Annotated in this window: 20 protein-coding genes, 1 tRNA gene and 1 pseudogene; 9 read left to right on the top strand and 13 right to left on the bottom strand. The window is 66.6% G+C overall.

The window, feature by feature from the left end; translation table 11 throughout:
- Positions 1-55 precede the first annotated feature (55 nt).
- The 4 genes from KZX46_RS05080 to rlmN all read right to left on the bottom strand — a co-directional run bounded on the left by KZX46_RS05080 (position 56) and on the right by rlmN (position 4,524).
- Positions 56-1,030 carry a cation diffusion facilitator family transporter gene (locus KZX46_RS05080; RefSeq protein ID WP_216709400.1) on the bottom strand — a complete coding sequence of 325 codons (975 nt, stop codon included), beginning with the start codon at positions 1,028-1,030 and terminating at the stop codon, positions 56-58.
- Positions 1,027-1,719: a 6-phosphogluconolactonase gene (locus tag KZX46_RS05075; RefSeq protein WP_219775738.1), complete on the bottom strand. Its 693-nt coding sequence runs from the start codon at positions 1,717-1,719 to the stop codon at positions 1,027-1,029. Before KZX46_RS05075 ends, KZX46_RS05080 begins: the two co-directional genes overlap by 4 nt.
- Positions 1,716-2,963 carry a cyclopropane-fatty-acyl-phospholipid synthase family protein gene (locus tag KZX46_RS05070; RefSeq protein ID WP_216709398.1) on the bottom strand — a complete coding sequence of 416 codons (1,248 nt, stop codon included), beginning with the start codon at positions 2,961-2,963 and terminating at the stop codon, positions 1,716-1,718. Before KZX46_RS05070 ends, KZX46_RS05075 begins: the two co-directional genes overlap by 4 nt.
- Positions 2,964-3,240: 277 nt before the next feature.
- Positions 3,241-4,524, bottom strand: a complete 1,284-nt coding sequence (rlmN, locus tag KZX46_RS05065) for a 23S rRNA (adenine(2503)-C(2))-methyltransferase RlmN (RefSeq protein WP_219775737.1) — start codon at positions 4,522-4,524, stop codon at positions 3,241-3,243.
- Positions 4,525-4,566: 42 nt separating this feature from the next.
- Between rlmN and KZX46_RS05060 the strand changes: the two genes are divergently transcribed.
- Positions 4,567-4,965 carry a VOC family protein gene (locus KZX46_RS05060; RefSeq protein WP_219775736.1) on the top strand — a complete coding sequence of 133 codons (399 nt, stop codon included), beginning with the start codon at positions 4,567-4,569 and terminating at the stop codon, positions 4,963-4,965.
- Here the strand turns inward: KZX46_RS05060 and KZX46_RS05055 are convergent.
- Both KZX46_RS05055 and KZX46_RS05050 read right to left on the bottom strand, forming a co-directional pair.
- Positions 4,953-5,028: transfer RNA gene (locus KZX46_RS05055), tRNA-Ala, on the bottom strand. The two genes, KZX46_RS05060 and KZX46_RS05055, sit on opposite strands and share 13 nt — an antisense overlap.
- A gap of 104 nt (positions 5,029-5,132) precedes the next feature.
- Positions 5,133-5,450 carry an FYDLN acid domain-containing protein gene (locus KZX46_RS05050; protein WP_216709395.1) on the bottom strand — a complete coding sequence of 106 codons (318 nt, stop codon included), beginning with the start codon at positions 5,448-5,450 and terminating at the stop codon, positions 5,133-5,135.
- Between the two features lie 121 nt (positions 5,451-5,571).
- Here KZX46_RS05050 and aroA point away from each other — a divergent pair, with 121 nt between their 5' ends.
- Positions 5,572-6,924, top strand: a complete 1,353-nt coding sequence (gene aroA / locus KZX46_RS05045) for a 3-phosphoshikimate 1-carboxyvinyltransferase (protein WP_226896103.1) — start codon at positions 5,572-5,574, stop codon at positions 6,922-6,924.
- Here the strand turns inward: aroA and KZX46_RS05040 are convergent.
- Both KZX46_RS05040 and wecB read right to left on the bottom strand, forming a co-directional pair.
- Positions 6,909-7,865, bottom strand: a complete 957-nt coding sequence (locus KZX46_RS05040) for an NAD-dependent epimerase/dehydratase family protein (protein ID WP_219775734.1) — start codon at positions 7,863-7,865, stop codon at positions 6,909-6,911. The two genes, aroA and KZX46_RS05040, sit on opposite strands and share 16 nt — an antisense overlap.
- The gene (gene wecB / locus KZX46_RS05035) at positions 7,862-9,004 is read right to left on the bottom strand and encodes a non-hydrolyzing UDP-N-acetylglucosamine 2-epimerase (RefSeq protein WP_219775733.1); all 1,143 of its coding nucleotides are present in this window, start codon (positions 9,002-9,004) and stop codon (positions 7,862-7,864) included. The genes KZX46_RS05040 and wecB overlap by 4 nt, the downstream gene beginning before the upstream one ends.
- Before the next feature lie 65 nt (positions 9,005-9,069).
- On the opposite strand from wecB, the gene cmk reads away from it, so the two are divergent.
- The gene (gene cmk, locus KZX46_RS05030) at positions 9,070-9,717 is read left to right on the top strand and encodes a (d)CMP kinase (protein WP_216709391.1); all 648 of its coding nucleotides are present in this window, start codon (positions 9,070-9,072) and stop codon (positions 9,715-9,717) included.
- Between the two features lie 133 nt (positions 9,718-9,850).
- On the top strand, positions 9,851-11,572 hold the full coding sequence (gene rpsA, locus KZX46_RS05025; protein ID WP_219775732.1) for a 30S ribosomal protein S1: 1,722 nt from the start codon (positions 9,851-9,853) through the stop codon (positions 11,570-11,572).
- Between the two features lie 453 nt (positions 11,573-12,025).
- Here rpsA and KZX46_RS05020 read toward each other — a convergent pair whose 3' ends face one another.
- Complete coding sequence (locus KZX46_RS05020; protein WP_219775731.1) at positions 12,026-12,529, bottom strand: glycine zipper 2TM domain-containing protein; 504 nt, start codon at positions 12,527-12,529, stop codon at positions 12,026-12,028.
- A 114-nt stretch (positions 12,530-12,643) separates the two neighbouring features.
- A pseudogene (locus KZX46_RS05015) lies at positions 12,644-14,395 on the bottom strand (DUF885 family protein).
- Positions 14,396-14,480: 85 nt separating this feature from the next.
- Here KZX46_RS05015 and KZX46_RS05010 point away from each other — a divergent pair.
- Genes KZX46_RS05010 through KZX46_RS05000 form a run of 3 tightly spaced genes read left to right on the top strand, consistent with a single transcriptional unit; the run spans position 14,481 to position 16,695 of the window.
- Positions 14,481-14,984, top strand: coding sequence for a DUF2306 domain-containing protein (locus KZX46_RS05010; protein WP_219775730.1), 504 nt, complete (start codon positions 14,481-14,483; stop codon positions 14,982-14,984).
- On the top strand, positions 14,981-15,400 hold the full coding sequence (locus KZX46_RS05005; protein WP_219775729.1) for a hypothetical protein: 420 nt from the start codon (positions 14,981-14,983) through the stop codon (positions 15,398-15,400). The genes KZX46_RS05010 and KZX46_RS05005 overlap by 4 nt, the downstream gene beginning before the upstream one ends.
- A 56-nt stretch (positions 15,401-15,456) precedes the next feature.
- The gene (locus KZX46_RS05000) at positions 15,457-16,695 is read left to right on the top strand and encodes a putative DNA modification/repair radical SAM protein (protein ID WP_219775728.1); all 1,239 of its coding nucleotides are present in this window, start codon (positions 15,457-15,459) and stop codon (positions 16,693-16,695) included.
- Here the strand turns inward: KZX46_RS05000 and KZX46_RS04995 are convergent.
- Positions 16,661-16,885 (bottom strand): hypothetical protein, encoded by a 225-nt coding sequence (locus KZX46_RS04995; protein WP_219775727.1) that lies wholly within the window; start codon positions 16,883-16,885, stop codon positions 16,661-16,663. The two genes, KZX46_RS05000 and KZX46_RS04995, sit on opposite strands and share 35 nt — an antisense overlap.
- A gap of 143 nt (positions 16,886-17,028) precedes the next feature.
- On the opposite strand from KZX46_RS04995, the gene KZX46_RS04990 reads away from it, so the two are divergent.
- Positions 17,029-18,468, top strand: a complete 1,440-nt coding sequence (locus KZX46_RS04990; protein WP_226896102.1) for a UdgX family uracil-DNA binding protein — start codon at positions 17,029-17,031, stop codon at positions 18,466-18,468.
- A 58-nt stretch (positions 18,469-18,526) separates the two neighbouring features.
- Positions 18,527-19,144 (top strand): ParB-like protein, encoded by a 618-nt coding sequence (locus KZX46_RS04985; RefSeq protein WP_219775726.1) that lies wholly within the window; start codon positions 18,527-18,529, stop codon positions 19,142-19,144.
- A gap of 660 nt (positions 19,145-19,804) precedes the next feature.
- Here KZX46_RS04985 and KZX46_RS04980 read toward each other — a convergent pair.
- Both KZX46_RS04980 and ald read right to left on the bottom strand, forming a co-directional pair.
- Complete coding sequence (locus KZX46_RS04980; RefSeq protein WP_255615590.1) at positions 19,805-20,194, bottom strand: protein tyrosine phosphatase family protein; 390 nt, start codon at positions 20,192-20,194, stop codon at positions 19,805-19,807.
- A gap of 83 nt (positions 20,195-20,277) precedes the next feature.
- Positions 20,278-21,375, bottom strand: a complete 1,098-nt coding sequence (gene ald / locus KZX46_RS04975) for an alanine dehydrogenase (protein WP_219775725.1) — start codon at positions 21,373-21,375, stop codon at positions 20,278-20,280.
- Positions 21,376-21,458: the final 83 nt, after the last annotated feature.

Genomic DNA, 21,458 nt, shown 5'->3' with positions numbered 1-21,458 from the left:
ACGCGCCAACGATGCCTGGGACGACCACATCTGCCACTAAGGGGCCAGCATCGGCCTATCGCAGATCGTCGATCCGGAGCCCGCTCTCGCCCGACGCCTGCCGTCGTTTCGCTTCGTGGTTGGCCTGCGGCTTGACGAAAATCGCTGACACCTCGGGGTGGTGGTCGCGGATGCGACGTTCGAGATCGATCACCGCCGCCTCGATTTCCGGCGTCCGCAGCGCGTCGTCGAATTCGAGACTGAGGGTGACGACGACCTGGTCGGGGGCGAGCTGGATCGTCGCGACGCCGTTCGCCCGGTCGACCCCGGCGGTCTCGTGCGCGAGCCGCAGGACCGCCGTACTCAGCGCGGGGTCGGCGCGCTCGCCGATCAGCAGCGCCTTCGACTCGCGCGCGAGCAGCGCAGCGACGACGGCGAGGATCAGCCCGATCAGCAGGCTCGCCGCGCCGTCCCAGCGCGGATCGCCGGTGACGACCGCGAGCCCTGAACCGGCGGCGGCAACGGCGATCCCGGTCAGGGCCGCTGAATCCTCGAACAGCACCATGAACGACGGCGGGTCCTTCGACCGGCGGAACGCCTGCCAGATCGTCAGCCCGCCTTGCTTCGAGCGGAATTCGCGGAAGGCGACGAACCACGACGCCCCCTCGAAGACCGCTGAAACCCCGAGCACGCCGAAGACCAGCGCGGGCGAACTGATCGGCTCGGGGTGGAGCAGGTGCGCAACGCCCTCGTAGACCGAGACGCCGGCTCCGACCGCGAAGATCAGCAGCGCGACGACGAAGCTCCAGAAGTACAGCTCGCGGCCGTAGCCGAGCGGGTGATCGGCGTCGGGCTTCCGCGCGCTGCGCTTCATGCCGTACAGCAGCAACACCTCGTTGATCGTGTCGACGAGGCTGTGTACCCCCTCGGACAGCATCGCCGACGATCCGCTGATCGCCGCCGCGATGAACTTGACGACGGCGATCGCGAGATTGCCCGCAAGCGCCGCCCAGACAACGACGGTGCTGCCCGATTTAGCGCCCGACTTCACGCGACCCAGTGGATATCGAAGGGGAGTTCGGTCCCCGCAAGCAGGCGTCCAACCGGGAGCTTCGACTTGGCCCCGTCTTCGAGCGCGGTCTCGAGCGCGGCCTTTGCCGCATCGCCCTGGCAAGCGACCGACAGCGCGCGCGCCGCCATCAGCGTTGTCTTGGTCAGCGTCACCCGCCCGTCCTTGCCGCCCGCGGGCATCACCCCGATCGCCTTGCACGTCGCCGGCGCGGTGATCGCCGCGTCGAGGTCGGGGCTGGCGACGAGCGACCCGGTGCCGCCGTCGGCATCGACCACGAGCCACGCGAGGTCGAGCGGCCACTTCATCGCGCCGAGGCGTTCGTCGGCGTCGAGTCCGGCCTTCTTATACTCGGCCTTGGCGTCGCCGATCAGCGGGATGACCCGCGCGCCGATCGGCAGGAAGGCGCGCGCGAGCATGCCAACCGTGCTCGACGCATCGGTCGGGGCGACCATCCGGTCGTCGGTGGGAATGATCGTTACGCGCTTCCAGTTGAGCTTGGCCTTCGCCAGCCGCGCATAGACCGGCCCCGGCAGTGCCCCGCCGGGCAGCGCGATCAGCGCATCGCCGCGCGCGTCCAAGGCGCTGTCGATGATGAATTCGATGTCCGACGCGACCGCATCGTACAGTTCGTCGGCGTCCTCATAGTCCCACCATTCGGCTTCGATCATGCTGTCTTGCGCTCCAATTGCTCGTCGATGGCGCGATAGCGCATCTCGGCTGCCGCCATATAGTCACGCGTGATCGGGAGCACGTCACGTTTCCGTGTCAGCTGCACCTGGACGTTCATATGTCCGTCGTTGCGGAAGGCCGCGATCGCCGCTGCGAGGTAGAACTGCCACATCCGGAAGAAGCGCGCGTCGTACAGGGCGACGATCTTGTCCTCCGCCGCGACCGCCCGGCGATACCATTCCTCGAGGGTCAGCGCATAATGAAGGCGCAGCACCTCGATGTCGGTGATCCACAGCCACGCACGCTCGACCGCCGGGGTGATCTGCGACAACGCCGGGGCATAGCCGCCGGGGAAGATGTACTTTGCGGTCCACGGGTCGGTCGCCCCCGGGCCGTCGGCACGGGCAATGGTGTGGATCAGCGCGACGCCGTCGGGGGTCAGCAGCGAATGGACCTTGTCGAAGAACTGGCGGTAATGCGGCAGCCCGACATGCTCGAACATCCCGACCGAGACGATCCGGTCGAATTGGCCAGTGAGCGCGCGATAGTCGATCAGTTCGAAGCGGACATGGTCGGAGACTCCGGCCTCGGCAGCGCGGCGGCGCGCGACCTTCAACTGCTCCTCGGACAGCGTCACGCCGGTGACGTCGACCCCGGCGACACGGTGGAGATACAGCGCCATCCCGCCCCAGCCGCAGCCGATGTCGAGGACGCGCTGGCCGGGCTTGAGATCGAGCTTGGCGGCGATATGCGCTTTTTTGTGGGCTTGGGCGGTCTCGAGACTGTCGTCGTCGTGATCGTAATAGGCGCATGAATATTGGCGGTCGGCGTCGAGGAAGAGGTCGTACAGCCGGTCGGACAGATCGTAATGGTGCGCGACATTGCGCTTCGACCGGCGGCTGAAATTGATCTGGTCGAGCTTCGCCGCGATCGCCGCCTGCCGCCACAGTCCGAGCCGGATCGGATTATCGCGGTCCCAGCGGACGTTGTGCGTGACGAGGTGGACGAGGTCCTTGATGTCCCCGTCTTCCATGATCAGGCGGCCGTCCATATAGCCCTCGCCCGCGCCGATCGCGGGCCCCAGCGCGATAGCGCGCGCAGTCCGGGCGTCGGTTAGGCGGAAGGTCACCGGGCGGATCGTCGCCGACGGCGCGCCGAAACGGTGGACCGTGCCGCGATGGTCGACGATCGTCAGTTCGCCTTCGCGGATCATCTTGTTGAACAAGCGTGTGAGAAGAAACATGGCCAACCCTGCTGCCCCGGCGGCGGCCGGGCTAACTATCGTTAGATCGTTTCGGTTATAGATAGGTTCCGGTTACGCTGACTCGTCCAGACGGATCCGTCATCCGACTCTTTATAATTCGTTAGGAGTGATTGATACTTACCCATAGTGTCCCCAGCAATCTGGGGGCGGATATGAAAATTGTTGTGTGGCTTAAGCGGCTGTGGCGCGCATATCTGAACCTTGTTCGCAAATCGCCGGAAGACGACGATGATGAGTATTCGATCTGGTGAGCCAGTTACGCCGCCGCATCGACCCACCCGGCTTCTTTCTCCGCCGAGCGCCGGTCGAGCTCGGCGCGGCTGATCTTCTCGCTCGCCGACTTCAACTGCCCGCATGCCGCCATGATGTCGCGACCGCGCGGGCGGCGCACCGGGGCCGAGATGCCGCCGCGAAAGACGATATCGCTGAACCGCGCGATCCGATCCGGGTCCGAACATAGATAGTCCGATCCCGGCCACGGGTTGAACGGGATCAAATTGACCTTCGCCGGCAGACGGTACTTGCGGATCAGCCGGACGAGCTCGCGCGCGTCGTCGTCGCTGTCGTTCTTGTCCTTGAGCATGACGTACTCGAAGGTGATCCGCCGGGCGTTGTTCGCCCCCGGGTACGCCGCGCACGCCGCGAGCAGCTCGTCGATGCCATAGCGCTTGTTGATCGGGACGATCTCGTCGCGGACCTCCTTGGTCACTGCGTGGAGCGACACCGCGAGGTTGACCCCGATCTCCTCGCCCGCCCGCGCCATCATCGGCACCACGCCCGACGTCGATAGCGTAATCCGCCGCTTCGACAGGCCAAGCCCGGTCGCGTCCATGACGATGCCGAGCGCCGCCTTGACCGCCTCGAAATTATACAGCGGCTCGCCCATCCCCATCATCACGATGTTGGTCAGCATCCGGCCTTCGGAGGTATAGTTGCCGCGCGGCGCATCGTCGTCGTCCGCGTCGTCATCGTCGTCGTCGGCCCTCGCGACGGGCTTCGCAGCGCCTGTCGGCCATTCGCCGAGCGCATCGCGTGCGAGCATCACCTGTCCGACGATCTCGCCCGGCGTCAGGTTGCGGACGAGCTTCATCGTGCCGGTAAAGCAGAAGCGGCAATTGAGCGTGCATCCGACCTGCGCCGACACGCACAATGTCCCGCGATCGGCATCGGGAATGAAGACGCACTCGGCCTCGTTGCCATCGTCGAAGCGTAGCAGCCACTTACGCGTCCCGTCGGTCGACACCTGTGCCTGCGCAATCTCGGGGCGTCCGACGACGAAATGCTCGGCGAGAACGGTGCGGGTGTCGCGCGCGATGTTCGCCATCAGGTCGAAGTCGACGACGCCGCGGTGATACACCCAATGCCACACCTGCGATGCGCGCATCTTCGCCTGCTTCGCGGGGATGCCCGCCGTGGTCAGCGCCTCAGTCAACTCGGTCCGCGTCAGCCCGACGATCGCAGTCTTGCCGTCGGCGCGTAGCGACGCGACGCGCGGCACCGGAACGGGGTCAATGAAGCCGGGAATTTGCATAACTGGCATCTAGGTCCGGCGCGCGGCAAAAGAAAGGCGGAGGCCGAAGCCATGAACCTCAACCACGTCACCCTGCCAGCGCACGACTATGTCGCGAGCGTCGCCTTCTACACCGCGCTGGGGCTAACCCAGATCGTCGCCGCGCCGCCACGCTATGCGCGGTTCGAGATGGGCAGCGGGTCGACGCTGTCGGTCGAGGTCATGGCGGATGGCGAGCACGCTGGAGCGGCAGAGATTTACCTGCATTCCGACGACGTCGATGCTGAGGTCGCGGCGGCAGCGGCGCGGGGGGTAGTGTTCGATTATCCGCCGCGCGACGAGGACTATCTGTGGCGCTGCGCGCGAACGACCGATCCGGCAGGCAACCGCATCTTCCTGTACCACGCCGGGGTCAACCAGCGCTTCCCGCCGTGGCGGATCGGATGCGGTGAGGGTGGTGGTGGAGCCTAGCGGGATCGAACCGCTGACCTCTACAATGCCATCGTAGCGCTCTCCCAGCTGAGCTAAGGCCCCGTACCACGTGATCCACCCGTTGGGCCGGGCGGAGCGGCTGACTACGCCAACGCAAGCGCGGGCGCAAGAGTTTCCCCCGGCCCATCGGACCGGGGTCGAATGACCTACGCCTCTTCTTCGCCGTCGTCCGGGACGACAACGGCCAGATCCTCGTCGTCGCCGATGTCGACATCGGGCTCTTCGGCGTCTTCGGCGACGTCGAGGTCCTCGTCGTCGGCGTCGATCACCTCGCCGTCCTCATTCGTCTTGACGGCGGGCTTGGCGGTTTCGAACGGCAGCGGCTGCTTCGACTTGAGCATCGATTCGGGCACCCAGACGTTGCCGCAGTTGATGCACGTCACAGGATCTTCGTTGCCAAGATCGTAGAAGCGCGTGTTGCATTTCGGGCAGGCACGCTTGGTGCCCCATTCGGGATTGACCATGACAGAACTCCGGGCAGCGCGGGCGACCCCGGCGCGACAAGCGCGGGTCATTGCCACAGCCCCGGGGGGCTGTCAAAAGCCCGCGGCCTTCCTGCCATCTCCTAGCCCCGTTCGGAACCCTATGAACGCCCCCCAGTCGCTTTCGCTTCGCGCCGAGGGACCGCTGTCGGGCACCGTCACCGTTCCCGGCGACAAGTCGATCTCGCACCGCGCGCTGATGTTCGGCGCGCTCGCGGTCGGCGAGACCGTCGTCGATGGTTTGTTGGAGGGCGAAGACGTGCTGTCGACCGCCGCCGCGCTGCGCGCGATGGGGGCGGAGATCGTCAGGAAAGACGCTGGCGCCGGCGGGGAAGCGGGGCGCTGGCGGATCTGGGGCGTCGGCGTCGGCGGGCTGCTCCAGCCGGCAACCGCGCTCGACATGGGTAACAGCGGCACCTCGACGCGCCTGCTGATGGGCCTGATCGCGTCGCACCCGATCACCGCGACCTTCACCGGCGACGCCTCGCTGTCGAGCCGCCCGATGGCGCGGGTGACGGTTCCGCTCGGGCTGATGGGGGCGAGCTTCGCCACCGCGCCGGGCGGGCGCCTGCCGCTGACGATGACCGGGCGCTGTCCGGCGGTGCCGCTGCGCTATGTCCTTCCGGTGGCGTCGGCGCAGGTCAAGTCGGCGGTCTTGCTTGCAGGGCTAAACGCTCCCGGGCGCACGACGGTCGTCGAACCCGAGGCGACCCGCGATCACAGCGAGCGGATGCTGCGCGCCTTCGGAGCCGAAGTTCGCGTCGAGGACACGCCCGAGGGTCGCGCGATCACCGTCACCGGCGAGGCCGAGTTGCGCCCGCAGGTGATCGTCGTGCCGGGCGATATCTCGTCGGCGGCATTCCCGATCGTCGCCGCGCTGATCGTGCCGGGCAGCCGGGTGACGATCGGCGGGGTCGGGGTCAATCCGACCCGCGACGGGCTGCTCCGCGTGCTGGCGATGATGGGGGCCGATGTCACGCTCGGCCAGCAGCGCGAGGTTGGCGGCGAGCCGGTCGCCGACATCACCGTCGCGGCAGGCGCGCTGACTGGGATCGAGGTACCGCCCGAGATCGCCGCGTCGATGATCGACGAGTTCCCGGTCCTGTTCGTCGCCGCTGCGTTCGCACAGGGAACGACGGTGATGCGCGGCCTGAGCGAGCTGCGCGTCAAGGAGAGCGACCGCATCGCGGTGATGGCGGCGGGGCTGACCGCCTGCGGAGTTCGCGTCGAGGAGCTGCCCGACGGGCTGATCGTCTACGGTAATGGCGGCGAGATGGTCGCGGGCGGGGCGACTGTCGCCGCGCGTCTCGATCACCGGATCGCGATGAGCTTCGCCGTCCTCGGGCTGCGCGCGACAGCGGCAGTGACGGTCGACGACGCGCGCCCGGTGGCGACGAGCTTCCCCGGCTTCGTCGGCCTGATGACTATGCTGGGGGCGGTTCAGAGCCCGGTGTAGTTGCGGAACCAGTCGACGAATTTCGGGATGCCGGTTTCGATGCTTGTCGTCGGGACGAAGCCGAGGGCGGCGGTTGTTGCGGCGATATCGGCGTAGGTTTCGCGGACATCGCCGGGCTGCATCGGCAGCAGTTCGCGGATAGCTGCCTTTCCGGTCGCCGACTCGATTAGCTCGACGAGGTGCGCGAGGTCTTCGGAGCGGCTGTTGCCGAGGTTATAGACCCGGTGTTCGCCACCATGCGGACAGTCGAGCGCGAGGAGCACGCCGCCGACGATATCGTCGATATAGGTGAAGTCGCGGCGCATTCGCCCGGCGTTATAAAGCTCGATAGGAATGCCCTTGAGGATGCGCTCGGTAAAGCGCCAGATCGCCATGTCGGGGCGTCCCCACGGCCCGTAGACGGTAAAGAAGCGCAGGCCGGTCAACGGGATGGCGAACAAATGCGCGTAGCTTTCGCTCATCAGTTCGTCGGCGCGCTTGGTCGCGGCGTAGAGCGAAACGGGGTTGTCGGCGCGATCGTCGACTGCGAACGGCAGCTTGGTGTTGGCCCCATAGACCGACGACGACGAGGCATAGACCATGTGGCGCAGGCCATCGGCCGTCCGCGCGATCTCGAGCAGGTTGAGATGCCCGGCAAGGTTCGACCGGACATAGCTGTGTGGGTCCTTGAGCGAATAGCCGACCCCTGCCTGCGCCCCGAGGTGGACGATCCGGTCGAACGAGTGGCGGCGCAGCACCTTGGTCAGCGCCGTGAAATCGCTGAAGTCGCAATAGTCGAAGATGAAGTCGCCGCCGAGCTGGTCGAGCCGGTCGCGCTTTAATTGCGGGTCGTAATAGTCATTGACGTTATCGATCCCGATGACCGTCTCGCCGCGTGCCAGCAGCGCTTGGGCGGTGTGAAACCCGATGAACCCGGCGACGCCGGTGACGAGCACGGTCATCGACGGACGATCTCGGCGGCGACGATCGCGGCGATCCGGTCGGCGGCATAGCCATCGCCATAAGGCAGGATTGCGGTGGTCATCGCGGCATGAACCGCGTCGTCGGTGATAAGTCCAGCCACCGCCGCGACGATCGTCGCCGGATCGGTGCCGACCAGCCGCGCGGCCCCGGCCTCGATGCCTTCGGGGCGTTCGGTCGAATCACGCAGCACCAGCACGGGGCAGCCGAACGCGGGAGCCTCCTCCTGTACCCCGCCCGAGTCGGTCAGGACGAGCCTCGCCCGGCGCAGCAGCGTGACGAACGCGAGATAACCGAGCGGCTGCACCAACGCGACGTTAGTCACCTGCTCCAACCGTCCCCGCAATACCGCGCCCGAAGCAGGATTGGGGTGAAGCGGCACAACGATGTCGACATCGTGCGCCGCCGCGATTGCCGCGACCGCCGCGGCGATCGAAGCCATGTGCACATGATTCTCTCTGCGATGGGCAGTGACAAGCACCAGTGCGCGGCCCTCACGCAGCGGCGGGAGCACTTGATCGACGCCCGCCCGCAGTGCCGGGTCGGCACCAAGCCGCGCCTCGGCGAGCCGCAGCGCATCGATCACCGGGTTGCCGGTGACGCTGATCGCACCCCACGCAATCCCCTCGCGGACGAGCGCCGCCTGCGCGATCTGGGTCGGGGCAAAATGATGCGTCGCGAGTTGGGCGATGACCCGGCGGTGCATGTCCTCGGGAAAGGGCTCGGCGGTGCCGCTGCGCAGCCCTGCCTCGACATGCGCGACCGGGACACGGGTATACGCCGCCGCCATCGCCCCGGCGAGCGTCGTCGCTGTGTCGCCCTGGACGATGACCATCGCCGGAGCGAGGCGGGCGATCGTCTGCCCAAGCAGTGGCAATGCCGTAGCGACGAATACCTGCGGCGACTGGTCGGGCTTCATCAGGTCGAGGTCGATGTTCGGGACCAGCCCGAAATCGTCGAGCGTCGCCCGGGTCAGATCGCGCTGCTGCCCGGTGCTGCAAAGCGTCACCGCCACCCCGCGCGCCGCCAGCGCCAGGACGACTGGCGCGAGCTTGATCGCCTCGGGCCGCGTCCCTAGAACGCACACGACTCCCCCGCCCGATGGTACGCCCCCGCTCATCGCGACCGACCATGGGCCGCCGATGGGGTCGACACAACCACCGCGTCCGCTATGCGTTGCGCCGCATGAAACAGCTCGTCCCTCTCGTCATCGCCGTCGACGGTCCCGCCGCGAGCGGCAAAGGCACTGTGGCGCGCGCGCTCGCCCGGCATTTCGGTCTCGGTCACCTCGACACCGGCAAGCTTTATCGCGCGGTCGGGCTGGCGGTGCGCCGCAGTGGCGGCGACCCGGGCGATGCTGCACTCGCCGAAGCGGCGGCGATCGCGCTCGATGAAACGTTGCTCGACGAGCCAGACCTGATGAGCGCCGACAATGCACAGGCCGCGTCGATCGTCTCGGCGCACCCTGCGGTTCGCGCCGCACTGCTGACGCGGCAACGTGCCTTCGCCGCGCAGGCCAAGGGCGCGGTGCTCGACGGGCGCGACATCGGTACTGTGATTGCGCCGGACGCTCCCGCGAAATTGTTCGTCACGGCATCCCCCGACGTGCGTGCCGCCCGTCGAGCCGCTGAGCTGGCGCGCGCCGGGCATGTATTGAGCCATGAGACGGTTCTTGGTGACATCCTCGCTCGCGATGCGCGCGATTCGGGGCGGCATGCCGCCCCGTTGACGAAGGCCTCCGACGCCGTCTTGCTCGATACGACGAATCTCGATATAGGAGCGGCCGTCACCCAGGCTATCGCGCTCGTCGAAGCGCGGCTGCGGGGCGGCTAGCAGACATTGAAATCGGGCGCAGGCAAGGCCAGCGTCCGGTCAACGCCTGTTAAAGGCGACGGGCATGGTGCTCGTCGTCGGCGCTGAACGGGCGGCATGGTGCCGGACCCGACGAACAAAGGTACGCGATTACATGGCTTCTGCTGCCCAACCGACCCGCGACGACTTCGCGGCGATGCTCGAAAGCTCGCTCGGCAAGAATCAATCGTTCGAAGGGCGGGTGGTCAAGGGCCGCGTTACCGCGATCGAGAACGACCTCGCCGTAATCGACGTCGGCCTCAAGTCGGAAGGGCGCGTGCCGCTCCGTGAATTCGCTGCTCCCGGCATGAAGGCCGAGATCGCCGTCGGCGACGAAGTCGAGGTCTATGTCGACCGCGTCGAGAACGCGATGGGCGAAGCGATGCTGTCGCGTGACCGCGCCCGCCGCGAAGCCGCGTGGGACACGCTCGAGACCCAGTACGCCGCGAACGAGCGCGTCGAGGGTGTCATCTTCGGCCGCGTCAAGGGCGGCTTCACTGTCGACCTGTCGGGCGCCGTCGCCTTCCTCCCCGGTTCGCAGGTCGATATCCGCCCGGTGCGCGATGTCACCCCGCTGATGAACCTGCCGCAGCCCTTCGTGATCCTCAAAATGGACCGCAAGCGTGGCAACATCGTCGTTTCGCGCCGGTCGATCCTCGAAGAGAGCCGCGCGGAAGCCCGTACCGGCCTGATCCAGTCGCTTGCTGAAGGCCAGATCGTCGACGGCGTCGTCAAGAACATCACCGACTACGGTGCGTTCGTCGACCTCGGCGGCATCGACGGCCTGCTCCATGTCACCGACATGAGCTACAAGCGCGTCGGTCACCCGAGCGAAGTTCTCAACATCGGCGACACGCTCCGCGTCCAGATCGTCCGCATCAACCGCGAGACCCAGCGCATCAGCCTCGGCATGAAGCAGCTCGAGGCCGATCCGTGGATCACCGCGGCGGCGAACTACCCGGTCGACAGCCGTCACACCGGCCGCGTCACCAACATCACCGAATACGGTGCGTTCGTCGAACTCGAGCCCGGTATCGAGGGTCTGGTCCACGTCAGCGAGATGTCGTGGGTCAAGAAGAACGTCCACCCCGGCAAGATCGTCAGCACCAGCCAGGAGGTCGAGGTCATCGTCCTCGAGGTCGACGAAGAGAAGCGTCGCATTTCGCTCGGCCTCAAGCAGGCACAGCGCAATCCGTGGGAGATCTTCGCGGAGCAGTATCCGGTCGGTACGATCGTCGAGGGTGAAGTCAAGAACGCCACCGAATTCGGCCTGTTCATCGGCCTCGACGGCGACGTCGACGGCATGGTCCACATGTCCGACATCGCCTGGGGCCTCAGCGGCGAACAGGCACTTGCGTCGCACCACAAGGGCGAGCGGATCCGCGCCAAGGTCATCGAAGTCGATGTCGAGAAGGAGCGCATCAGCCTCTCGATCAAGGAACTCGACGACAGCCGCGTCACTGCACCGGTTGCTCATGCCGACGGCGGCACCGAGCTGCGCAAGAACCAGATCGTTACCTGCACTGTCGTCGACAACCGCGACGGCGGCATCGAGGTTCAGGTCGGCGAAGACGGTCCGCTCGCGTTCATCAAGCGTGGCGATCTCAGCCGCGACCGCGACGAGCAGCGCCCCGAGCGCTTCCAGGTCGGTCAGAAGGTCGATGCGATGGTGATCGGGTTCGAGCGCGGCAAGAAGCCGACGCTCAGCATCAAGGCGATGCAGATCACCGAGGAAAAGCAGGCTGTCGCCCAGTACGGGTCGTCGGATTCGGGGGCGTCGCTCGGCGACATCCTTGGCGCCGCGCTCAACCGGGCGAAGGACGCCGACAAGGGCTAAGCCGCCCGGTCGACAGTCGATACGAAACGACCCCCGCGAGCGCAAGCTCGCGGGGGTCTTCGTTTGAGCGGGCAGGGTGAGGTGCTCCGCTCGATCGCCGCTGTCCTACAGGGCAGGCGATGCGGTATAATCGGTGGGTCGAGCCGGCGTGTGCTTCAGCCGGAGACTGTTCTTTCTCATTGCGGGTACGATCACATTCGCCGGGCGACGCGGAACCGCGTCATTGCGTGCAGCCCGCAAGCTTCGGCAGAAAGGCGTCGCTGCAAATCAACGACTTTAGTGTGAACTTATTTTGAACTTAGCGTCGGACCTCGTCGACAAACGACGTACAAGCCATTGTAATGCGAAGACAAAGCGGCGTTTGGCGGATGTCCGCCACCTTCGACGGTCCCGGGCAGAAGGTCGCCATGCCACCCCAGGTTCCCCGGAGTGGCATGGCGATGATAGCTCGGCCTAGCAGCGGTTGCCGCTGCGCTCGATTGCCCGGCCGGCGAAAAGTCCGCCAGCGCCGCCGATCAGCGCGCCCGCCGTCCGGTCGCCGCGACCGGCGACACTATTGCCGAGCAGTCCGCCGGCGATCGCGCCGATCACTGCGCCAGCAGTGCCATCCGAGTGGCAACGATACCCTTGCTCATAGCCCTGCTGGACCGGGTACGCTTCGCGCTCGTAATATCCGCCCTGCGGCTGGACATAATAGCCGCTCGTGTAGCCGCCGTTGTAGCCGTAGGCGCGCTCCTGATAATGGCGCCGCTGCCATTCGGCTTGCCGTTCGTAATCGACACGACGCTCATATTCGCGGCGCTGCCATTCACTGGCGCGCCAGTCACCACGATCGCCGCCACGGTCGTCGTGCCAGCCATAGCCATAGCCACGATCATCGGCAGATGCCGCCGCCGGGACCATCGCGGTCGTCAGCGCGGTCGCCAGAACCGCGGTCGTCACCAAAGTGCGTAGCATCTTGTCCTCCATCACGGCCGAGTCGTTGGCCGTAGACAGGGTATGCACTTGCCGTGCTTCCGCTAACCTGAACGGCGATGTTAGCCGCCGTTCATATACCGCGGCGGCGAGGTCTCAGGCTTTACGCGCCGCGATCCACGCGTTCATTCGCGCCTCGAGGAGGTCCATCGGGATCGCGCCTTGTTCGAGGATGGCGTCGTGGAAGGCGCGGATATCGAATATCGGCCCGAGCTCGGCTTCGGCCTTCGTCCGCAAGCGGCGGATCGTCAGCTCGCCGATCTTGTACGCGAGCGCTTGCCCGGGATCGGCGATGTAGCGATTGACCTCGGCGTCGATATTAGCCGCCGACAGCGCGGTGTTGTCGGCCATGAACTTGACCGCCTGTTCCTTGCTCCAGCCCTTCGAATGGATGCCGGTGTCGACCACCAGCCGGCACGCGCGCCACATCTCATAGCTCAGCCGCCCCATCTGCTTCTCGGGCGTGTCGTACAGTCCCATGTCGAGGCCGAGCCGCTCCGAATACAGGCCCCAGCCCTCGACGAAGGCAGTGAAGAAGGTGGCGTAGCGGCGGAACGGCGGCAGATCGAGTTCCTGCTGCAGGCTGATCTGGTTGTGATGCCCCGGCACCGCTTCATGGAGCGTCAGCGCGACCATCTCGAACAACGGACGCTGATCGAGGTGGGTGGTGTTGACGTAATAGGTACCGGCGATCCCCGCGCTCGGACTGCCTTCGTTGTAATAGGCGGTCGTCTGCCCGTCGGCCGTTGCCGGCGGAATTTGGCGGACGGTGTACGGCAGCCGGGGCAGGTGCCCGAATAGCTTCGGCATCCAGCCGTCGACGGTCTTCGCCACCAGCGCCGATTCGGCCATCAGCTGGTGCGGCGTCGTCGCGTAATATTTCGGGTTGGTCCGCAGCATCGCGATGTACGCCGCGCGCGGCTCTTGTCCATTGGCGCCCTTGGACCCGGTCGAGGAGACGAGAGTGTCCATCTCGGCGCGGATGCGCGCAACCTCCGACAGCCCGAGCCGGTAGATTTCATCGGGCGTCATCGTCGTCGTCGTCTGCTCGCGCGCCTTGAAGGCGTAGTAGGCCGCGCCGTCAGGCAGCGCCTATGCGCCGATCGTCGTCCGGCATTTGGGCGCGTATTCCGTCCGATAGAAGGTGGCGTAGGCCGTGTACGCCGGGTTGACGCTGTCGCGGATCACGGCGGCGGCGCGCGCCTGGAGCGCGGGCCAGTCGGCGGCGGCGATGAAGCCGGGTTTTGTCACGAACGGCGCGTAAAAGCGCGATGCCGTCGGCTCCTTGATCTCCCCGTTAATCGTCGCCTCGAAGCCGTCGAGGATGATGCACGGCAGGACGTCGCCGTGGGCGATGGCGAAGCGGCTATTCGCGGTCGACGCGGCGGCGAATGCCGGGATCTTCGCCAGCCGCGCGAGATAATGGTCGTAATCGGCGGAGGTCAGGAACGGCAGCGTCACCGGCAGGTCGGTGAAGTACGTGTGCCAGCCGCTGCGGTTCGAGAAGTCGATCGACCGTTCGGAAAAGCGATCGGCCTCGACCTGCATCGACAGGCTGCGGCGCAGGATCGCCGCGCTCGTCCGGTCGGCGTCGGACAGACCGGCGGCGGGGATGCGGTCGATCCGCGTGATGAACACTGCGGCGTCCTTCGCCTGCGCGTCGGTCGCGGCAAGCGACGGGTCGCCGAGCTCGGAGTCGTAATCGTGGACCCCGGCGCTCGTCGCGAGCAACGGTGTATTCCGCAACGTCCATGCCCAATGGTCGGCGAGCAGCGCCTTGAAGTCGTCGGCGGGGGCCGCCGCCAGCGGCGACGCGGCAAGCACCAAGGCGAAGGCAAGAAGGCGCATATCGTGATTTCCCCCGGTAACAGGCCATTGCTAGCCTAGCGCAAACCGCTCGGTTAGCTTCGCGGGGAAAGTTCGGGGGGAACACATGGCCACCACCGCGCCGACCGGTAAAAACGCCTTCGACCGGGTCGTCACAGACCGCGGACTCGGCATCGCGTCAGGCGTTATGCTCGCGGTCGTCGCGGTCGCTGTCGCGCGCGGTCACGCCGACTGGGACAGAATATCGTGGCATGTCTGGGCGCATCTCGCGCTGATCGCGACCGCGCTGGCGCTAACCCCGGTGATGCTGATCCGACCGAAGGGGAGCCGGTCGCACCGTGTCCTCGGCTGGGTTTGGGCGTCGGCGATGATCCTGACGGCGCTGTCGAGCCTGCTGATCCGTGACACCAACCACGGCAATTTCAGCCTCATCCACATCCTGTCGGTCTGGGTGCTGCTCCAGATGCCGCTGCTGGTGTGGCGGGCGCGGAAGCATGATGTCGCCGGTCACCGCCGCGGGGTTCGCGGCATCGTCTTCGGCGCGTTGCTGATCGCGGGCTTTTTCACCTTTCCCTTCGACCGCCTGCTCGGGCATTGGCTGTTCGCATGAAGCCCGCGACCAACCGCCGCCTACGCCAGATCCACCATTATCTCGGGGTGTTCTTCGCCCCCGCGATCCTGCTGTTCGCGGTCAGCGGCGCGCTCCAGACATTCCGGCTCAACGAGGCGAAGGGTGCTCCGGCGTGGATGGACTGGATTGCCACCGTACATAAGGATCAGGAAACACCGCAGCCGCGCCCGCCACGGCCCGCCGGTGAGCGCCCACGCGCGCCGAAGGCCGAACCAGCCGCGCCGAAGCACAACCCCTTCGCGCTCAAGGTCTTCGTCGCCATCATGTCGATCGGACTGATCGCCTCGACCCTCCTCGGCGTTGCGATCGCGTTGTCGATCCGGTCGATGCGGCGGCTGTCGCTGACGATGCTCGTCCTCGGCACGCTGCTGCCATTGGCTCTCCTGCTGATCTAGACGGCTGCGACACGAACGCGCTTGCTCGCGGGGAGCCGCGAACATAAGCTGAACGTATGTCGCATCTCGATACTCGTGCCAAGCTGGCGATTCTGGCCGATGCGGCGAAATACGATGCCTCGTGCGCGTCGTCGGGGACGGTCAAGCGGAGCAGCGCCGGGGGCAAGGGCATCGGCTCGACCGAGGGGTCGGGCATCTGCCACAGCTATGCGCCCGACGGCCGGTGCATCTCGCTGCTCAAGATCCTGCTAACCAACAGCTGCATCTTCGACTGCCATTATTGCATCAACCGGAAGTCGTCGAACGTCCGCCGCGCGCGGTTTACCGTCGACGAGGTCGTCAAGCTGACGCTGAGTTTCTACAAGCGTAACTACATCGAGGGGCTGTTCCTGTCGTCGGGGATCATCGGCACCAGCAGCTACACGATGGAGCAGCTTGTCCGCGTCGCCAAGGAACTGCGGACGGTCCATGACTTCCGCGGCTATATCCACCTCAAAACGATCCCCGACGCCGACCCGGCACTGATCGAGCAGGCCGGGCTGTACGCCGACCGCCTGTCGATCAATGTCGAGTTGCCGACCGAGACCGGGCTGAACAAGCTCGCACCCGAAAAGAGCGCGGGGCGCATCCGCACCGCGATGCGCGAATTGAAGGCGGGCATCGACGACAATCGCGACGCCCGGGCGAAGTACCGCTCGGCCCCGCGCTTCGCCCCGGCCGGGCAATCGACCCAGATGATAGTCGGGGCGGATGCCGCAACCGACAGCGACGTCGTCGCCAGTGCGGCGGCTCTGTACGGCAAGTTCGGGTTGCGCCGGGTTTATTACAGCGCCTTCTCTCCGATCCCTGACGCCAGCGCGGTGCTGCCGCTGGTCCGGCCGCCGTTGATGCGCGAGCACCGGCTGTACCAGGCCGACTGGCTGGTCCGCTTCTATGGCTTCGCCGCGAGCGAGGTGCAGGACGCGACCGACGACGGGATGCTCCCGCTCGACATCGACCCTAAGACGGCGTGGGCGCTGAAGCATCGCGACGACTTCCCGGTGGATATCAACCGCGCCCCGCGCGAGATGCTGCTGCGCATCCCCGGCATGGGGGTGCGAACGGTCAACTCCGTGCTCCGAGCCCGGCGGCAGCGGCGGCTGCGGCTCGACGATCTCGGGCGGCTGACCCGGTCGATCGAGCGGCTGCGCCCGTTCGTCGTCGCCGCCGACTGGCGTCCGCTCGCACTCGCTGAAAGCGCGGTCATCCGCCGGACGCTGGTCAAGCCCGAACGGGCGCAGCTCGAGCTGTTCTAGGATCGATGGCGAGGTCGAAGCGCGGAGTCCTCGCCAGAACATGCGCAGGGCGCCGCGAGCTCCGCCGCCGGTGACGCGGCGATCCGCTCGCCGCGACGACGATCGCCAGTCCGGTGAACAGGACCGCGGCAAGGACCAGACCGAGCGTCAAGGCGGCGAAGGCGATGGCATTGAACAAAGCACTGACCATGACGAACTCCCTCGGTCTCGCTTGGAGTAACGGCGCGGCGGGGAACAGTTTATCTCGACGGGCGTCGTCGCGGTGATGGGGACGACCGCTGCCGACGAGATCGCCGAGTGGCCGGACACCGGCCGCAACGGAGTCACGATCCTGTGCTGACCGCGATCCTTGCCCGGCCCGACGATTTCGACGGGTGGCGGGCCGCGGCGCGGCGGCTCGCGGTGGCGGGCGTTTCGCCGGGCGAGGTCGTCTGGCAGGTCGGGGATACCGCGACGGATCTGCTTGGCGGCGACGATCTGCCGGCGGTCGATGCGCCGATGTTCAACGTCCCCAAGGCGTTCATCGAGGTCACTGGCCGGGTGATCTGCCACCGCGACCAGGAGCGCTTTGCCCTGCTTTATACTGCGCTGACGACGCTGCGGACCCGGCCGAAGTTGCTCGACGATGCGGCCGATCCGCTGGTCCGGCGGCTATACGACCTCGACAAGGCGGTCCGCCGCGACGTCCACAAGATGCGCGCCTTCGTCCGCTTTCGCGACGTCCCCGACCCCGAGGGCGAGCGCTTCGCGGCGTGGTTCGAACCCGAGCATCACATCGTCAGGCGCAATGCCAGCTTCTTTGCCCGGCGCTTCGCCAACATGCGCTGGTCGATCCTGACCCCCAACGAGTGCGTCCACTGGGACGGCGAGTTGTCCTTCACCCCCGGGGCGACCCGAGCCGATGCTCCCGACGGCGACGCGCTCGAGGAGACGTGGCGGACCTATTTCGCCAGCATCTTCAACCCGGCGCGGCTCAAGGTGAAGGCGATGACCGCCGAGATGCCGAAGAAATACTGGCGCAACCTGCCCGAGGCGTCGCTCGTCCCGGGGCTGATCGCCGGGGCCGAGGAAAGGACACGGATGATGATTGATGCGGGCGACAAGGCGGGAATGACCAACGCCGCGGTGCAGGCAGGGGTAGGGGCGTGGGTACGGACCGGCGACGGCAGCCCGGCCGATGCACTCGCCGCGCTCCGTGACGACGCGGCGCAGTGCAAGCGCTGCCCGTTGTTCGGCCCGGCGACGCAGACGGTGTTCGGCGAGGGGCCGTCCGACGCGCGGCTGGTCTTCGTCGGCGAGCAGCCCGGCGACAGCGAGGATCTCGCCGGTCGCCCGTTCATCGGCCCGGCGGGGCAGGTCTTCGACCGCGCGCTCGCCGCCGCCGGGATCGACCGCGCGCGGACCTATGTCACCAACGCGGTCAAGCACTTCAAGTTCGAGCAGCGCGGCAAGCGGCGCATCCATTCGAAGCCCGACATCAGCGAGATCAATGCCTGCCGCTGGTGGGTCGAGCACGAGCGCGCCGCGATCCGTCCAGCGGTGACGGTCGCGCTCGGGGCGAGCGCGGCGCGGTCGCTGACCGGCAAGACGGTGACGATCTCGAAGGAACGCGGGCGGCCGCTGATCCTCGCCGACGGCACCGAGGCGTGGATCACCGTCCACCCGAGCTTCCTGCTGCGGATCGAGGACAAGGCGGCGGCAGCGCTCGAGTTCGACCGCTTCGTCGCCGATCTGGTCGCGGTGCGGGAGCGGCTGGCGGTGCTGTCGGGTTAAGGAACTCAGGCGCGCCGGTACGGCGGGCAGTTGGTACGATTTCGTGATAGGGGGGGCGATGCAGAACCTCGAACCCGAACTCAAGCCGGTCGCGATCGCCGACCTTCGCCCGACGCAGATGACCATCGGCAAGCGCGAGGTCGCCCGCAAGCGCGCCGAATGGGCGAAGCGCGCCGACAAGGACGCGGCGAACTTCCTCGGTAGTCACATGATCCCCGCGGTGATCGGGCCGAAGCGGCGGATGTTCATCATCGACCACCACCACCTCGTCCGCGCGCTCCACGAGGAGGGGGTCGAGCATATCCTGATCAACGTCGTCGCCGACCTGTCGAAGCTCGCCAAGCCGCTGTTCTGGACCTTCATGGAGAACCGCAACTGGCTCCACCCGTATGACGCCTCGGGGGCTCGCGTGCCCCACGACAAGATCCCGAAGTCGATCGCCAAGCTGCCCGACGACCCGTATCGCAGCCTCGCCGGGGCGGTGCGGGAGGCCGGAGGGTGTGCGAAAGACGCGACGCCGTACGCCGAATTCCTGTGGGCCGACTTCCTCCGCCACCGCGTCGCGGCGAAGCTGGTCGTGGAGGACTTCGCCGGGGCGCTGACCGCGGCGGTCGACCTCGCCCGGAGCAAGGACGCCAACTACCTGCCGGGCTGGAGCGGACCGAGCGGCGACTAATTGGCAGCCGGACGCGATGGAAGGTTACACAAGTCAACGGAACGACCAGCTTTTCAGCATCCGGGAACCCTTGTCAGCGGCATTGAGGCAGCGGGTTGGCGGTCTGAAGTCGGCGGGCAGCGGCGCCGGAAAGTTACTCAAGTCCACGGAACGACCGGCTTTTTGACATCGGCGACCGTCGCGAGGGGAGGCGTCAGCAGGGTATCTCGGCGGTCAGAGCGCGGGGCCGACCGTGCCCGAAGGTTACACAAGTCCACAGAACGACCAGCTTTTCAGCATCCGGAATCTCTTATCGGCGGCATCGGGGCAGCGGGTTGACCGTCTGACCTCGGCGGGCAGCGCCGCCCGAAGGTTACACAAGTCCACGCAACGACGAGCTTTTTCGAAGTTCCGCGCAGCGATTGTGCGGGGTTTTTTCAGACTTGGCGACGGTTTGCCGCTTCTGTCGAAGGCGATGGGTCCAGCAATGAGAAAGAGCGCGGTACCGGCAATACACGCCGACTCGAAACCGGGATTATACGCTCGTTGAGGGCCTGTAGGACAGGTCACAATCATCCCACCCACAGCCGTCATCCCCGCGAAGGCGGGGACCCATCACGCCGACAGTGTGGGTGATGAGTTCCCGCCTTCGCGGGGATGATGAATCAATGAGGGCAGAGCCTAATAATCCCGCCCTGCGAAAGCACTCGCTTGCGCCACCCCGGCCTCGTCGCCGAGAAATTCCGCCCATACCCCGCCCGGACGCCAGACCGAGTCCATCATCGTCCGCGCCTCCCCCTCGCCAGCGCCCACGACATCGCGGTGCCACCGAAAGACGAACGCCGTGACCCGCGCGTTGACGATGCAGTGGACATGCACCGGCACGTCCGCTGCCGCCGCCATGACCGCGCAGAAACGGTCGAAGTCGTCCTCGGTCGGGTTGTCGAAGTCGACCGGGATGTGGGTGTAGGTCATGCCGAGCGCGGCGACGCTCGCCCCCTCGTCGGGCAGCGCCTTCGGATGAGTGTGGAGCGCGAGGTTGACGACGTGCCCGACGCCGAGGTCGCGGATCGCCGCCAGCCCCGCCTCTTCGGGCTGGCCCGACGTCGTGATCCGATCGTCGAGCCGCCGCCAGTTGAGGATGTTCGGATCGCTCAGGCGACGAACTCCATCCCGAGCGCTTCAGCGACTGCTGCATGGCGGATCTTGCCGCCCATGACGTTCAACCCTGCCGCGAGGTGCGGGTCGGACGCCATCGCGCCTTCGGCCCCTAGCTTCGCCAGCCGCAGCGCGAACGGCAGCGTCGCGTTGTTGAGTGCGAAGGTCGACGTCCGCGCGACCGCGCCGGGCATGTTGGCGACGCAATAATGGATGATGCCGTCGACGACATAGACCGGGTCCTGGTGCGTCGTCGCGTGGCTCGTCTCGAAGCAGCCGCCTTGGTCGATCGCGATGTCGACGAGCACCGAGCCGCGCTTCATCAGCTTGAGCATGTCGCGGGTAACGAGCTTGGGCGCGGCGGCTCCGGGGATCAGCACCGCGCCGATGACGACATGCGCGCTCGCCACGGCGGCCTCGATCGCTGCCTTCGAACTGAACACCGTCTTGACCCGGCCCTCGAACATCTCGTCGATCTCGGCGAGCCGGGCGGTCGAGATGTCGTAGATCGTGACGTCGGCGCGCAGGCCGACCGCCATCTGCGCGGCGTTGACCCCCGACACGCCGCCGCCGAGAATCGCGATGCGCCCGGGAGCGACTCCGGGAACCCCGCCGAGGAGGATGCCGCGCCCGCCCTGTTCCTTCTCGAGATAATGCGCGCCGACCTGGACCGACATCCGCCCGGCAACCTCCGACATCGGCCGGAGGAGCGGCAGCCCGCCGGTGCGGTCGGTGACGGTCTCATAGGCGATGCACGTCGCTCCGCTCGCGATCAGCGCCTTCGCCTGATCGGGGTCGGGGGCAAGGTGGAGATAGGTGAACAGCACCTGCCCGGGGCGGAGCATCGCGCACTCGGCGAGTTGCGGCTCCTTGACCTTGACGATCATGTCGGCCGCGGCAAACACTTCTGCAGCAGTTGCGACGACAGTTGCGCCGGCCGCGACATAATCGCCGTCGGTAAAATCGATGCCGGACCCTGCTCCGGTCTCGACCGTTACTATATGACCAGCAGCGGTCAATTCGGCCACCGACGGCGGCGTCAGGCCGACGCGATATTCATGGATCTTGATTTCCTTGGGCACACCGACGTGCATTCTGGCTTCCTTTCCGGCGTTTGCCCGCGAGGCTATAGCGCGGCGCGTGGAGCAAGTCGCCTCCGCGAATGTCGCGTTCGCGG

Source organism: Polymorphobacter sp. PAMC 29334, from assembly GCF_019431245.1.
Taxonomy (GTDB): domain Bacteria; phylum Pseudomonadota; class Alphaproteobacteria; order Sphingomonadales; family Sphingomonadaceae; genus Polymorphobacter_B; species Polymorphobacter_B megasporae.
This window is presented reverse-complemented; position numbering and strand designations above follow the sequence as displayed.

What these genes read in the sequence shown, in the direction of transcription:
- KZX46_RS05075 (WP_219775738.1), bottom strand. Translation starts at nt 1,719, where the DNA reads ATGATCGAAGCCGAATGGTGGGACTATGAGGACGCCGACGAACTGTAC.
- KZX46_RS05070 (WP_216709398.1), bottom strand. Translation starts at nt 2,963, where the DNA reads ATGTTTCTTCTCACACGCTTGTTCAACAAGATGATCCGCGAAGGCGAA.
- rlmN (WP_219775737.1), bottom strand. Translation starts at nt 4,524, where the DNA reads ATGCCAGTTATGCAAATTCCCGGCTTCATTGACCCCGTTCCGGTGCCG.
- KZX46_RS05060 (WP_219775736.1), top strand. Translation starts at nt 4,567, where the DNA reads ATGAACCTCAACCACGTCACCCTGCCAGCGCACGACTATGTCGCGAGC.
- KZX46_RS05050 (WP_216709395.1), bottom strand. Translation starts at nt 5,450, where the DNA reads ATGGTCAATCCCGAATGGGGCACCAAGCGTGCCTGCCCGAAATGCAAC.
- aroA (WP_226896103.1), top strand. Translation starts at nt 5,572, where the DNA reads ATGAACGCCCCCCAGTCGCTTTCGCTTCGCGCCGAGGGACCGCTGTCG.
- KZX46_RS05040 (WP_219775734.1), bottom strand. Translation starts at nt 7,865, where the DNA reads ATGACCGTGCTCGTCACCGGCGTCGCCGGGTTCATCGGGTTTCACACC.
- wecB (WP_219775733.1), bottom strand. Translation starts at nt 9,004, where the DNA reads ATGAGCGGGGGCGTACCATCGGGCGGGGGAGTCGTGTGCGTTCTAGGG.
- cmk (WP_216709391.1), top strand. Translation starts at nt 9,070, where the DNA reads ATGAAACAGCTCGTCCCTCTCGTCATCGCCGTCGACGGTCCCGCCGCG.
- rpsA (WP_219775732.1), top strand. Translation starts at nt 9,851, where the DNA reads ATGGCTTCTGCTGCCCAACCGACCCGCGACGACTTCGCGGCGATGCTC.
- KZX46_RS05020 (WP_219775731.1), bottom strand. Translation starts at nt 12,529, where the DNA reads ATGCTACGCACTTTGGTGACGACCGCGGTTCTGGCGACCGCGCTGACG.
- KZX46_RS05010 (WP_219775730.1), top strand. Translation starts at nt 14,481, where the DNA reads ATGGCCACCACCGCGCCGACCGGTAAAAACGCCTTCGACCGGGTCGTC.
- KZX46_RS05005 (WP_219775729.1), top strand. Translation starts at nt 14,981, where the DNA reads ATGAAGCCCGCGACCAACCGCCGCCTACGCCAGATCCACCATTATCTC.
- KZX46_RS05000 (WP_219775728.1), top strand. Translation starts at nt 15,457, where the DNA reads ATGTCGCATCTCGATACTCGTGCCAAGCTGGCGATTCTGGCCGATGCG.
- KZX46_RS04995 (WP_219775727.1), bottom strand. Translation starts at nt 16,885, where the DNA reads ATGGTCAGTGCTTTGTTCAATGCCATCGCCTTCGCCGCCTTGACGCTC.
- KZX46_RS04985 (WP_219775726.1), top strand. Translation starts at nt 18,527, where the DNA reads ATGCAGAACCTCGAACCCGAACTCAAGCCGGTCGCGATCGCCGACCTT.
- ald (WP_219775725.1), bottom strand. Translation starts at nt 21,375, where the DNA reads ATGCACGTCGGTGTGCCCAAGGAAATCAAGATCCATGAATATCGCGTC.